At 64.3% G+C, this 13,262-nt stretch carries 12 protein-coding genes; 11 read left to right on the top strand and 1 reads right to left on the bottom strand.

Annotated features, from left to right (window positions below):
- Positions 1-42: 42 nt before the first annotated feature.
- Positions 43-951, bottom strand: coding sequence for an AAA family ATPase (locus tag CAER_RS0120620; protein WP_027237155.1), 909 nt, complete (start codon positions 949-951; stop codon positions 43-45).
- A 275-nt stretch (positions 952-1,226) separates the two neighbouring features.
- Here CAER_RS0120620 and CAER_RS0120615 point away from each other — a divergent pair, with 275 nt between their 5' ends.
- From CAER_RS0120615 to CAER_RS0120560, 11 genes are all read left to right on the top strand, one after another.
- A complete protein-coding gene (locus tag CAER_RS0120615) occupies positions 1,227-2,291 on the top strand; it encodes a glycosyltransferase family 2 protein (protein ID WP_027237154.1) in 1,065 nt (354 codons plus the stop codon).
- A gap of 151 nt (positions 2,292-2,442) precedes the next feature.
- Positions 2,443-3,399 (top strand): hypothetical protein, encoded by a 957-nt coding sequence (locus CAER_RS0120610; RefSeq protein ID WP_027237153.1) that lies wholly within the window; start codon positions 2,443-2,445, stop codon positions 3,397-3,399.
- Between the two features lie 65 nt (positions 3,400-3,464).
- Positions 3,465-4,505, top strand: coding sequence for a dihydroorotase (gene pyrC / locus CAER_RS0120605; RefSeq protein ID WP_027237152.1), 1,041 nt, complete (start codon positions 3,465-3,467; stop codon positions 4,503-4,505).
- Between the two features lie 132 nt (positions 4,506-4,637).
- Complete coding sequence (locus tag CAER_RS28940) at positions 4,638-5,996, top strand: calcium-binding protein (RefSeq protein ID WP_027237151.1); 1,359 nt, start codon at positions 4,638-4,640, stop codon at positions 5,994-5,996.
- Positions 5,997-6,124: 128 nt separating this feature from the next.
- Positions 6,125-6,802, top strand: a complete 678-nt coding sequence (locus CAER_RS0120595) for an orotate phosphoribosyltransferase (RefSeq protein ID WP_027237150.1) — start codon at positions 6,125-6,127, stop codon at positions 6,800-6,802.
- Between the two features lie 334 nt (positions 6,803-7,136).
- Positions 7,137-8,660: a replicative DNA helicase gene (locus tag CAER_RS0120590; protein ID WP_027237149.1), complete on the top strand. Its 1,524-nt coding sequence runs from the start codon at positions 7,137-7,139 to the stop codon at positions 8,658-8,660.
- A gap of 194 nt (positions 8,661-8,854) precedes the next feature.
- Positions 8,855-9,892 carry an alanine racemase gene (gene alr / locus CAER_RS0120580; protein WP_027237148.1) on the top strand — a complete coding sequence of 346 codons (1,038 nt, stop codon included), beginning with the start codon at positions 8,855-8,857 and terminating at the stop codon, positions 9,890-9,892.
- Positions 9,889-10,671, top strand: coding sequence for an MlaE family ABC transporter permease (locus tag CAER_RS0120575; RefSeq protein ID WP_027237147.1), 783 nt, complete (start codon positions 9,889-9,891; stop codon positions 10,669-10,671). Before alr ends, CAER_RS0120575 begins: the two co-directional genes overlap by 4 nt.
- The gene (locus CAER_RS0120570) at positions 10,668-11,414 is read left to right on the top strand and encodes an ABC transporter ATP-binding protein (protein WP_027237146.1); all 747 of its coding nucleotides are present in this window, start codon (positions 10,668-10,670) and stop codon (positions 11,412-11,414) included. Before CAER_RS0120575 ends, CAER_RS0120570 begins: the two co-directional genes overlap by 4 nt.
- A gap of 321 nt (positions 11,415-11,735) precedes the next feature.
- Positions 11,736-12,188 (top strand): paraquat-inducible protein A, encoded by a 453-nt coding sequence (locus CAER_RS0120565; protein WP_027237145.1) that lies wholly within the window; start codon positions 11,736-11,738, stop codon positions 12,186-12,188.
- 143 nt (positions 12,189-12,331) lie between these two features.
- Positions 12,332-13,114, top strand: coding sequence for a hypothetical protein (locus CAER_RS0120560; RefSeq protein WP_027237144.1), 783 nt, complete (start codon positions 12,332-12,334; stop codon positions 13,112-13,114).
- The last annotated feature ends 148 nt before the right edge of the window (positions 13,115-13,262 follow it).

Raw genomic sequence — 13,262 nt, 5'->3', positions numbered from 1 at the left:
TCTGCCCCCATACCCCCGGGATATTTTCAGCCAGAAGAAGCATCACGCCGCGTCCAGGCTGGCTTTGGCCTGGTCGAGGATGCGTTTCGCCTCGGAGCCCTGCAGGCGGGCGATGTCGTCCTGATATTTTAGGATGGCGCCGAGGGTGTCGGCGATCACCTCGGGGCTGAGGGCGATGACGTCGAGCGCCAAGAGGCAATTGGCCCAGTCGATGGTTTCTGCCACCCCCGGTTTCTTGAACAGATCTTCGGTGCGCAGGGCCTGCACGAAGGCGACAATCTCGCGGCTGAGCTGCTGGCTGGCCTCAGGCGCGCGGGCGTTCAGGATCTCCACCTCGCGGCTGAAATCAGGGTAGTCGACCCAATGGTAGAGGCAGCGGCGCTTCAGCGCGTCATGCACCTCCCGCGTGCGGTTGGAGGTGAGCACTACGATGGGCGGCTCCGGGGCGTGGATGGTGCCCAGTTCGGGGATCGTGACCTGGAAGTCGCTGAGCGCCTCCAGCAGGAAGGCCTCAAACGGTTCATCGGTGCGGTCAAGCTCGTCGATCAGCAGCACCGGCGCGCCGCGTTCATCCGGGCGCATCGCCTGCAGCAGCGGGCGTTCGATCAGGTAGTCGGCAGAGAACAGTTCGTTTTGCAGCGCGGCGCGGTCGGCAGCGCCCGCAGCCTCAGCGGTGCGGATGGCGACCATCTGGGCGGCGAAGTTCCATTCGCAGACAGCGCTGGCGGCATCCAGCCCCTCGTAGCATTGCAGCCGGATCAGGCGGCGGCCGAGGCCCGCGGCCAGCGCCTTGGCGATCTCCGTCTTGCCGGTGCCGGCCTCGCCCTCCAGGAACAGCGGGCGGCCCAGTTTCAGCGACAGGAACACCACCGTGGCCAGCGCCCGGCCGCAGACATAGCCCTGGCCGAAGAGAATCTGCTGGACCTGATCAATTGACTGCGCCTGCTGCATGCTGTGCCTCCCTTTGCCCCGCCCAACAGGCCACGCAGGGCGGCCCCGGTCAAGCCGCGCGGCGTGCAGACGCTGCGGCGGCGGCGGGCGGCGGCACCCGCGCAGGCCGCCGGAGAGTTGTAAATCCCGCCCGGGCAGGTAAAACTTCCAACCTGAGATGCGCTGACCCGGGCGCGGGTTACGAGGAGCGGGAAGCACGCCATGCGCAACGCGCCACACATGCCGTCCTGCCGCCCTGCCCCGGCCGCTGACTCCAGCCGGGGGGCCTGAGGCGGATGCGGGTTCTGGCCATCCTCTGCGTACGCAACGAAGCTGCCTTTCTGCTGGAATGGCTGGCCCATCACCGGGCGGCGGGTTTCACCGATTTCCTTGTCTTTTCCAACAACTGCCAGGATGGCACCGCCCGGATGCTGGACCGGCTGCAGGCGCTGGGGCAGCTGACCCACCTGCGCAACGATGGCCCGTATGACAAGGGCGGCATCCAGTTCACCGCGCTGAAGCAGGCGGACCGGCATCCGCTGATGAAACAGGCCGATTGGGTGCTGGTGCTGGATATCGACGAATTTGTCTGCATCAAGACCGGCGACGGCACGGTGGCGGATCTGCTGGCTGCGCTGCCGCAGGCGGATGCGGTGACGCTGACCTGGCGGCTGTTCGGCAATGCCGGCATCGTCCGGTATGAGGACGTGCCGGTCACCGAGCAATTCACCCGCTGTGCGCCGGAGGTGATCCATTGGCCCTGGCGGGCGGTGATGTTCAAGACGCTGTACCGCAATGACGGCACCTACCGCAAATGCGGCGTTCACCGCCCCCGCGATGCCAGGGATGCGGCGCGGCTGGACAGCTTCCGCTGGTTCGACTGCGAGGGGCGCGAGCTGGGCGCCGAGTTCAAGACCAAGCGGCTGTTTTCCAGCTACGGCCAGCCCAACGGGCGTCTGGCGCAGCTGAACCACTACCCGCTGGGTGCGATGGAAAGTTATGTGCTGAAGGCTGACCGCGGCCGCGTCAACCGGCAGGCGGAGCTGGGGATGGATTACTGGGTGGAGCGGAACTATTGCGGCGCCGAGGACACCGCCATCACCCGCTGCCGGGCGGCGCGGGCCGAGATTCAGGCCAGCCTGCTGAGCGACCCGGAACTGGCGCGGCTGCATGCCAAGGCGGTGGATTGGCGCCATGCCCGGTTTGCGGCACTGATGCAGCAGGAACCCAGCCGCGCGCTGTTTGCCCGGCTGCTGATGACGCCGCCCTCGCGCGCGCTCAGCCCGGCAGCGGCGGCGCTGCTGCGGGATTTTGCCGTTCAGGGGCAATCCGCAGGGCGGCGGCCGGAGGACGGCAGCTGAGCCTTTGGCGGCGCTGCTGAAGGCCGCCGAATGGACGCTGCAACGCCTTAAAGAGGCAAGAGTTTTTCCAAATTTGGCCTTAATTCACCCCTAACTGTTACTCCGAACAGCAGGCCCGGACCTTTCCTGAAGGGCGCGGAGGATAGCAGGCATGCAGGACGGACTTGAAAATCTGGATGAAGACCTTTCCGGGCTGAAGCCTGCAGAGTGGAAGGCCCGGATGGCGGCCCTGGCCGAAGAACATGGCATGTTCCAGCCGCTGGGCAGCCGGCATTTCGCGACCTTCATCGACCAGGGCAACACGCTGCTGGTGACGTTCGAGACCATGCAAGGCATCCACAACCTGTCCGATCTGGCGCAGCCGCTGGGGTTTGACCTGGTGAAGAACCTGGGCTGGTCGCATATGTGCGTGGTGTCCGACGGCGACACCTGGTTCCGCGACAGCGGCATCTACGGCTTTTTCGACCAGCTGATTGATGACGGGTTTTTCGACGAATTCGACAACGTGATCTTTTACGGCGCAGGGCCTTGCGGCTATGCGGCGGCGGCCTATTCGGTGGCGGCGCCCGGCGCTGTCGTTGTGGCGGTGCAGCCGCAGGCCACGCTGGACCCGCGGATGACAGAATGGGACGACCGGTTTGCCGAGATGCGCCGCCTGTCCTTCACCGATCGCTACGGCTATGCGCCGGATATGCTGGATGCGGCGGATCAGGCCTATGTGATCTATGATCCGCAGGAGCGGCTGGACGCGATGCACGCTTCGCTGTTTGCCCGCAAGAACGTGACCCGGCTGCGGGCGATGCATATGGGCGATGCGGTGCAGACGCGGCTGATCGAGATGGAGATGCTCTATCACATCCTGTCGCTGGCGGGCAGCCGCAAGCTCACCGGGGGCGCCTTTTACAAGCTGTTCCGCAGCCGCCGCAACAACTCCTTCTTCCTGCGCAACCTGCTGGGGCGGCTGGAGCGGGAGGACCGCCCTTACCTGATGGCGCTGATGTGCCGCAATGTGACGGAGCGGATGCGCGCGCCGCGGTTCCGCCGCCGCCTGCGGGAGCTGGAACAACGCGCCGAGGAGGGCGGGTTCACCTTCCCCCCCAAACGCTGACGCGGACTGTAAAAGCACGCAATCCGCCGCTTTGTTTCCGTGCGGTCATGTGCTAACGCGGGCGCATGACCGAGACGCTGACCATCCCCCGCCCCGACGACTGGCACCTGCATCTGCGCGACGGCGCGATGCTGCAGGCCGTGCTGCCCGAAACCGCCCGCCACTTCGGCCGCGCCATCATCATGCCGAACCTGGTGCCGCCGGTGGTGACCGGGGATCAGGCCGCGGCTTACCGGGACCGCATCCTGGCGGCGCTGCCGGAAGGGATGGCGTTTGAACCCTTGATGACGCTTTACCTGACTGAGGACACCGATCCGGAAGATGTGGCCGCGGCCCATGCCAGCGGGCTGGTCAAGGCGGTGAAGCTGTACCCTGCCGGGGCGACCACCAACTCCGCCTCTGGCGTGCGCGATTTCGAGAAGGTGCGCCCGGTGCTGGAGAAAATGGCCGAGATCGGCCTGCCGCTGTGCACCCATGGCGAGGTCACCGACCACGATATCGACATTTTCGACCGCGAGGCGGTGTTCATCGACCGGGTGCTGGACCCGATCCGCAAGTCCACCCCGGGGCTGCGCGTTGTGATGGAGCATATCACCACCAAAAACGCCGCCGACTATGTCGCCAGCCAGGACAAGGACCTGGGAGCGACGATCACCACGCACCACCTGATCATCAACCGCAACCACATCCTGGTGGGCGGCATCAAGCCGCATTACTACTGCCTGCCGGTGGCCAAGCGCGAAGAGCACCGGCTGGCGCTGCGGGCGGCTGCGACCTCGGGCGACAAGCGCTATTTCCTGGGCACCGACTCTGCCCCGCACACCGACCCGAACAAGGAAAGCGCCTGCGGCTGCGCCGGCTGTTTCACCGCCACCAACACCATGTCCCTGCTGGCGCATGTGTTCGAGGAGGAAGGCGCGCTGGACAAGCTGGCGGGCTTTGCCTCCGAACATGGCCCGGCGTTTTACGGCCTGCCGGTGAGCGGCGGGAGCCTGACGCTGAGCAAGGGTGATGCGCCGGTAAAGTTCCCGGAGAAGATCGAGAGCGGCGACGGGCCTGTCACCGTGTTTGATCCGGGCTTTGACGTGTACTGGCGTGCCGAATAGCAACACTTGTTAACCAACAATAAAGTTTCTATCCCCTCCGCCTTGCCGGGAATCAGCAGCCCCCTTCAAGTATCGGGCTATTGATTTCCGCCAGCGGCGGCTTCTGGCGCAATACCGGTAAGGGGCAATGGTATGACAACTTTTACATTCAGTGGCGCACGGGTCGATTTTGTGGACGGCGAACCGTCGTCCGTCAGCAACGTCGACGTGCAGGTGGTGGTTCCGGACGCCAGTTCGACCTTCACCTATTCCATTAGCGGCCGTGACGACGACGGCGTCGCCTTTATCGACATGAATGACGATGTCCTTCAGGCGATTTCCGGCGGCGTTAATCTGAACAACCCTGATTTCAGCTTCCTCTCCGACGAAACAATATTGACGCAGGTCACCTGGTCCGGCGGCACCAGTGTGATCCTGGGGGTCACTTTTGAAACCGGCGATAACACTGACACAGAGTTCTATTTCGTGATTGACGGGGCGGCGCTGCCGCAAGTGAGTTCACCGGCGGATTGGAATGACTTCGACGATACCATCTCCGGCTTGTCCGACCCCGCCGGGGCGCTGGCGCCGGGCCAGGTCATAGCTTGGTCGTCGCTCGCCACCACCGGGTCCACCGAAGACGACGAGTTCTTCGGCACCGCGGGCCGCGACACGTTCAACGGCGGCGCCGGCGACGACTATTTCGTCAGCTCCGACGGGCGCGACACCTACAATGGCGGCAGCGGCGGCTTCGACCAGGTCGCGTTCACCTGGGACCCCAGCGGCGTCACCGCGCATCTGGGCAACGGCACCGCAACAGACGGCTGGGGCAAGACCGACACGCTGAAAAGCATCGAGGCGCTGCGCGGCTCCGCCCATGACGACACGCTGACCGGCAACGGCAAGGCCAACTACTTCCGCGGCATCGAAGGCGACGACACCATCAACGGCGGCAAAGGCCAGGACGAGGTCCGCTATGACCGCGACGCGCGCTATGGCGGCGAGGACGGTGTGACGGTGAACCTGGCCAAGGGCTTTGCCATCGACGGCTTCGGCGACCGCGACACGCTGAAAAGCATTGAACGGGCGCGCGGCTCCGAAAGCGCGGACAAGCTCCTGGGCAACGGCGGCGATAACCGCCTGATGGGACTGGGTGGCAATGACACGCTGTCCGGCAAGGGCGGCGATGACCTGATCCTGGGCGGCGCCGGGCGCGACAAGATCCTGGGCGACGGCGGCAACGACGACCTGTTCGGCGAAGGCGGCGCCGACCGGTTCATCTTCAAGGGCGCCTTCGGCGACGACACCGTGTCCGATTTCGAGACCGCGGGCCGGAAGGAAAAGATCGACCTGTCCGGTGTCAGCAACATCAAGTCGTTCCGCGATCTGAAGAACAACCACCTTTCCGAAAACGGCGATGGCGATGCTGTGATCAGCGACAACAACGGCAATTCGATCACGCTGGACGGGGTCGGAATTGCCGATCTGTCGGGCAACGACTTTATCTTCTGAACCGCATTTGAACCACGCTGCGGCCGGCCCCCGCGATCATTGGGGGCCGGCCCTTCGCCAGGGCTTCAAAACGGCAGCGTTCCGGTTTAAGGACAGCAAAACCGCCGCCGCAAAGGATGCCTGCCGCCATGATCCCCACTTCCTATCCGTCGAAAGAAGAAATCGCCCGCCTGTCGGCCCGGATGCTGCTGGAAACCGGCGCGGTGAACTTCAACACGGAAGAGCCCTATACCCTGGCCTCCGGCCTGCCGTCGCCCAGCTATATCGACTGCCGCAAGCTGATCTCCTTTCCGCGCATCCGCTCCACCCTGATGGATTTCATGGCGGTGACCGTGATGCGCAACGCGGGCTTTGAGGCGTTTGACAACATCGCCGGCGGCGAGACCGCGGGCATCCCCTTTGCCGCCCTGGTGGCGGAGCGGCTGGCACTGCCGATGACCTATGTGCGCAAGAAGCCCAAAGGGTACGGCAAGAACGCCCGCATCGAAGGCGCGATGAGCGAGGGCGAGCGGGTGCTGCTGGTGGAGGACCTGACCACCGACGGCGGATCGAAACTGTCGTTTGTCGATGCGATCCGCGAGGCCGGCGCCACCTGCGGCCACACCGCGGTGATTTTCTATTACGGCATCTTCCCGGAAACCACCAAGACACTGGGCGATCACGGGGTGGAGCTGCATTACCTGTGCACCTGGTGGGATGTTCTGGCCGAGGCGCGCGCACAGGGCGTGTTCAGCACCGGGACGCTGGATGAGGTGGAAACCTTCCTGAAGGACCCGCGCGCCTGGCAGGAAGCGCATAAAGCCTGAGGCGGACCAAGCGCTTGGGACGACGGGCAACTCGCCCGCCTCCCAAAGCCGGAAGCGGGGCGCGCGCAAATCCGCTTAACGCCTGGTCATGCGTTACCGGGCGGGCTGTGGAAAAGCCCGCTTCGAATCGTTTTCCGCAAAGACTGACAGGCAGATATAGGGGTCTACCCAAACCCTGCCGCATCATGTAGTTTGCTTAGGACAGGCTTGCTGGCCCATTGCGGTAAACAGCCCACAGGCCCGGTGCGGATATCCACAAGGGATCCCCAGAGATTCCCAGATAGGCGAATGGCCCCGCGCACCGTATAAGGCGGCCGGAAAGACGAGAGCAGTGATGAACGAGATTACCCCTTTCGACGGCGACATGCCCCCTCCTGCCCCGATGCCCGACTCCGCCGCGGCGCCGGAGGCCGCGATGCCGGACAATGAGCTGCCGCATTCGGTAGAGGCGGAACAGCAGCTGCTGGGCGCGATTCTGACCAACAACGAGGTCTACGACAAGATCGCGCTGATCATCGATTCGTCGCATTTCTACGACCCCGTGCACGCCCGCATCTACGAGGTGGCCGCGGCGCGGATCTCCAAGAACGCGCTGGCCTCGCCAGTGACGCTGAAGGCGTTCCTGGAGGACCACGAGGGGCTGAAGGAACTGGGCGGGCCGGCCTATCTGGCCAAGCTCGCGGGCGCGTCGATCTCCGCCTTTGCGGTGCGGGATTACGCGCAGATGATCTACGACCTGGCGATCCGGCGCGAGCTGATCGCCCTGGGCCAGAGCATTTCGGAAAAGGCACGCCGCGTTGACGTGGCATCAGAACCTAAAGAGCAGATCGTTGAAGCAGAGCAGGCGCTTTACCAGCTGGCAGAGCAGGGCCAGACGGAAAGCGGCTTCAAATCATTCCTGAAGGCCGTCACAGAAGCGGTCAATGTGACCAACGAGGCGTATCAGCGGGGTGGCGGCATGGCCGGCATCTCGACGGGCCTGACAGACCTCGACAAGCAACTTGGCGGCCTGCATCCCTCGGACCTCCTCATCCTCGCAGGCCGCCCCTCTATGGGTAAGACGTCGCTGGCGACCAACATCGCCTTCAACGTCGCCAAGGCATATAAACGCGGGGTGAAACCCGACGGATCGGAAGGCGCGCTGGACGGCGGCGTCGTGGGCTTCTTCAGCCTCGAGATGAGCGCCGAGCAGCTGGCGGGCCGGATCCTGGCGGAAGCGTCGGAGATTTCCTCGCACAAGATCCGCCAGGGCGACATGACGGAAAGCGAATTCCGCCGCTTTGTGCAGGCGGCAAAGGACCTGGAAAGCTGCCCGCTGTTCATCGACGACACGCCGGCGATCCCGATCTCGCAGCTGGCCGCACGGGCCCGCCGCCTGAAGCGGACGCACGGGCTGGACCTTCTGGTGATCGACTATCTGCAGCTCTGCCGCGGCATGTCCGACAACCGGGTCAACGAGATCGCCGAAATCTCGATGGGGATGAAAGCGATTGCCAAGGAATTGAACATCCCGGTGATCGCGCTGTCGCAGCTGTCGCGTCAGGTGGAAAACCGCGAGGACAAGCGTCCGCAGCTGTCGGACCTGCGGGAATCGGGCTCGATCGAACAGGACGCCGACGTGGTGATGTTCGTGTTCCGCGAGGAATACTACAAGGAACGGGAAAAGCCCGGCGACCACGAACTGGAGAAGATGGAAGAGTGGAAGCAGGCGATGGAACGGCTGCACGCCAAGGCCGAGGTCATCGTCGGCAAGCAGCGTCACGGCCCCATCGGCACGGTGGAGCTGTCGTTCGAAGCGCAGTTCACCCGCTTCGGCAACCTCGCCAAGGCCTGGCAGCAGGGCTACGACGAACACTGATCACGGCCCGGCGGGCCGGATCGCGGATTTACAGTGCTGCTGCCTGCCGGACCCATTGACCGTCAGGCCATCAGCACCAGCCCGGCCCGGCACCCCCGCCGGACCGGGCTTTTTTGGTCCGGCAAAGGCAAACCTCCGCCGGCATTCCGGTTTTTCCCCCTTGACCTGCGCTTTCCCCGTGTCATGAACACCGCATGAGCACGGCAAGATTGACAATCAACCTGGATGCGCTGGTCACCAACTGGCGGAATCTGGATGCGCTGACCGGCTGCGAGACTGCGGCAGTGGTCAAGGCGAACGGGTATGGCCTGGATGCAGGCCGCGTGGGCAAGGCGCTGGCCAAAGCCGGCGCGCGCAATTTCTTTGTGGCCGCGGCCGAGGAAGGCGGCGCGCTGCGCCGTGCGCTGGGGCCTGGTCCCGGCATTTCGGTGTTCTCTGGCCATATGGAGGGCGACGCCAAGCTGTTGAAGGATTTCCAGCTGACGCCGATGCTGAACTCGCTGGACCAGATGCTGCGCCATTTCGAAACCCTGCCCGGCCACCCGTTCGGGGTGCAGCTGGACAGCGGCATGAACCGGCTGGGGATGGAGCCGGGTGAATGGGCCGCGGTGGCGGAGATCGCCCTGGGCCAGAACCCGGTGCTGCTGATGTCGCACCTTGCCTGCGCCGATGAGCCGGGCCACGAAATGAACGCCCGCCAGCTGCACACCTTCCGCGAGTTTACGGACGGGCTGGACATTCCGCGCTCGCTGGCCGCGACCGGCGGCATGCTGCTGGGCTCCGATTACCACTTCGACCTTTGCCGCCCCGGCATCGGTCTTTATGGCGGCCTGCCGTTCAAGGACGCGCTGCCGGTGGTGCATCTTGATTTGCCGGTCATTCAGGTGCGCGACCTGGAGCCGGGCGAAAGCGCCGGCTACGGAAACGCCTGGGTGGCAAAGCGCCCCAGCCGCATCGCCACCGTGGCGGCGGGATACGCCGACGGCCTGCACCGGGCGATGGGCAATGGCGGCATTCAGGTCTATGCCGGGGACACCCCCTGCCCTGTCGTGGGCCGGATCTCGATGGATCTGATCACTGTTGATGTCACCGGCCTGGCAGAGGTGCCGGAGGCGCTGGTCATCCTCAATGAGCATCAGACCGTAGATACGCTGGCCGAAGCCGCCGGCACCATCGGGTATGAGATCCTGACCGCCACCGGGCACCGCTACGCACGGACCTATCAGGAATGAATCCCGTCAGCCTCCTGGCCCGGCTGGGCCGCACCGCGCTGGCCGGGATGGCCGCGGTCGGGCGCGCAGCGCTGTTTGCGCTGGGAGCCTTCAGCCACATGGTCCGCCCGCCCTATTACCCCCGTGAGTTGCTGCAGGCATTGCTGAACATCGGCTGGCTGTCGCTGCCGGTTGTCGGCCTCACCGCGATTTTCACCGGCGGCGCGCTGGCGCTGCAGATCTATGCAGGCGGCGCCCGTTTCAACGCCGAAGCCGTGGTGCCGCAGATCGTCGCCATCGGCATGGTGCGCGAGCTGGGCCCGGTTCTGGTGGGACTGATGATTGCGGCGCGCGTGACCTCCTCCATCGCCGCCGAGATCGCCACCATGAAGGTGACCGAGCAGATCGACGCGCTGGTGACGCTGTCGACCCATCCGATGAAATACCTGGTGGCGCCCCGCGTGCTGGCGGCGCTGGTCACCGTGCCGGTTCTGGTCGGCGTCGGCGACATCATCGGCATCATGGGCGGCTATACGGTTGCGGTGCAGAACCTCGGCTTCAACGCTGCCGCCTACCTCAAGAACACGGTCGATTTCCTGGAGCCGCTCGACATTATCTCCTCGCTGGTCAAGGGCGCGGCCTTTGGCACCATCGCGGCGATGATGGGCTGCTATTACGGCATGCAATCGGGCCGCGGCGCCCAGGGCGTGGGCCGCGCCACCAAGGGCTCTGTCGAATCCGCCGCGGTGCTGATCCTGGCTGCCAACTTTGTCCTCACAGGGGTGTTCTTCTCGCTATGATCCGCATGGAAAACGTCCATAAGGCCTTTGGCGACAACCAGGTGCTGAACGGCATGACCCTGGAGATCCCCAAGGGCACGTCGATGGTGATTATCGGCGGCTCCGGCACCGGAAAGTCGGTGGCGCTGAAAAGCATCCTGGGTCTGATCAAGCCGGACTCAGGGCAGATCTATGTCGACGGCAAACCCGCCGACTCCGGCGACCGCGACAAGTTCCTGGCCCGCTTCGGCATGCTGTTCCAGGGCGGTGCGCTGTTTGACAGCTTGCCGGTCTGGCAGAACGTGGCCTTCCGCCTCTTGCGCGGGGCGCTGAAGCGGCCGGCGGAGGAAGCCCGCGCCATCGCCATCGAAAAGCTGCGCCGCGTCGGGCTCAAGGCCAATGTGGCGGACCTCTTTCCCTCAGAACTGTCCGGCGGGATGCAGAAACGCGTGGGCTTGGCCCGTGCGATTGCGGCGGAGCCGGAGATCATCTTCTTTGATGAACCCACCACCGGCCTCGACCCGATCATGTCGGGTGTGATCAACGACCTTATCCGCGAAATCGTGGTGGAGATGGGCGCCACAGCCATGACCATCACCCACGACATGACCTCCGTCCGCGCCATTGCCGACAACGTGGCGATGCTGCACGGCGGGGTGATCCAATGGACCGGCCCCGTCGCGGAGATGGATCATTCGGGCGATCCCTACATGGAGCAGTTCATCCACGGCCGCGCGGAGGGGCCGATCGAGGCGGTGCGGTAGAAATGGCAATCTATTCAATTGCACTAGGCGCTATTGTGATGATGTTCACTATGAGCGTTTGGTTCGAGGTTGCTAAAGGCCCGGATCTCTATGCCCCGCTGTTGCGCAGAAGGTTTTTTAGAATAGCCAATGTACGGCTTTTGGGTGCCATGCTTGCAACCGCTTTATCTGGCAAACTCTGCCTTGCGGTAGCTGATGGTATACTTCGGGAAAGTCCGTGGGGGGCTGGAACAGTCCTACTTTTCTGGACAGTGCTTTCGTGCCTGGGGTTGTGGTATGTGCGGCGCAGCATCTCCAGATTAAGAAGCGAGTTAACCTAGGTTGACCCTCCGCCTCCTCACCCTGTCGCTGCTGATCCTCTACCCCGTCGCCTGGTTTGCCCCGCTGATGCGGGCGGGTCTCTTGCCGATCTTCGGCCTCAGCGAGATCTCGGTGATCACCGGGCTGCAGAGCCTTTGGGGCAGCGATGCGGTGCTGGCGCTGATCGTCACCTTCTTTGCGATCTTCGCGCCCTATCTCAAAACCATGGGCCTGGCACTGGTGCAGTGGAACCTGCTGGATGCGCGGCTGCAGCCGGTGCTGCATGTGCTGGGCAAGCTTGCGATGGCCGATGTGTTCCTGATCGCGCTCTATATAACCCTCGCCAAGGGCATAGGCCTCGCCACCATCGAGACCGCCTGGGGGCTCTACCTGTTCACCGGCTGCGTATTCGCCTCGCTGGTGCTCGGCATGGCAAATGCGCCGCAGGCGTTAAGGAATAATATCAGCGGATAGTTGCCTAAAATTTGATTCTTGTGCAACATTTTGCCGACGAACCGCGTTGTTGTGTTCCGAGGGTGCCGCCGTGGACGGCCTGACAAGGCCACCCCCCCCTGCCACCGGCCCCCGGGTGGTTTCGGTATTATGGAGGGGTTTTCATGTCCGCCGTTCACACTGTCCTTTTCAAATCCCAGGCGCTGTTCCTGCGCCTCACGTTTGCGCTGATCTGCATTGCCGCCCTCGGCGCGGTCCTAGCGACAGCGCTGTCGGCTGCCGGTGTCTGGCCTTGGCTGACGCTGCAGGCGGGGCTGGACGGGACCTATTATCCGCAGGCAGGCATGGTGGCGCAGATCTCGCTGACCGCGCTGGTTCTGATGCTGGCGTTTTTTCTGCCCGCCAACGGCCGCATGCTGGCGCTGGAAAATTCGCACCGCAAATTCACCGTGCAGATGGAGGATGTGGCCCGCGCCTATCACACCGCCCACGCGGGCGACCGCAAAGGGCTGTTCACCGCCCGGTCCGAATTCGACGCGGTCAAGGAACGGCTGGCCTTCATGCGCAACCACCCGGATCTGGGCGAGCTGGAGCCGGAAGTGCTGGAGCTGGCAGCGCAGATGAGCCAGGTCAGCCAGGACCTGGCCAGCACCTACTCAGACGCCAACGTCGAGCGCGCCCGCACATTTCTGAAGCAGCGCCAGGAGGAACTGGATGCCTTCCAGACGAGGCTGGAGGACGCCAAGATGGTGATGCACGAGCTGCGCCAATGGACCCGGGATGTGGAAATCGAGGAATCACTGGCAAAATCGCACCTTGGCCGCCTGCGCGAGGAGCTGTTCGAGCTGCTGCCGGAACTGTCGGCCCAGCTGCAAAGCCCGCCGGACGGCACCGATCCCGAAACCGGCAGCGTGGTCGCGATGAAGCCGCCGCGGCGCGCCGACTGACTTGGAGCCGGGGCGCTGCCCCCGGCCCTGACGGGCCTCCCCCGGGATATTTTCAGCCAGATGAAGACCGGATCCTTCTTTCATCTGGCCCCAAATATCCCGGAGCGCGAGGCAGCGCCTCGCATCCGCCGCCGCAGCGCCCGCAGCC

Source organism: Leisingera caerulea DSM 24564 (assembly GCF_000473325.1).
Taxonomy (GTDB): domain Bacteria; phylum Pseudomonadota; class Alphaproteobacteria; order Rhodobacterales; family Rhodobacteraceae; genus Leisingera; species Leisingera caerulea.
The sequence above is the reverse complement of the archived record's forward strand: the minus strand, read 5'-3'. Positions and strand labels throughout refer to the sequence as shown.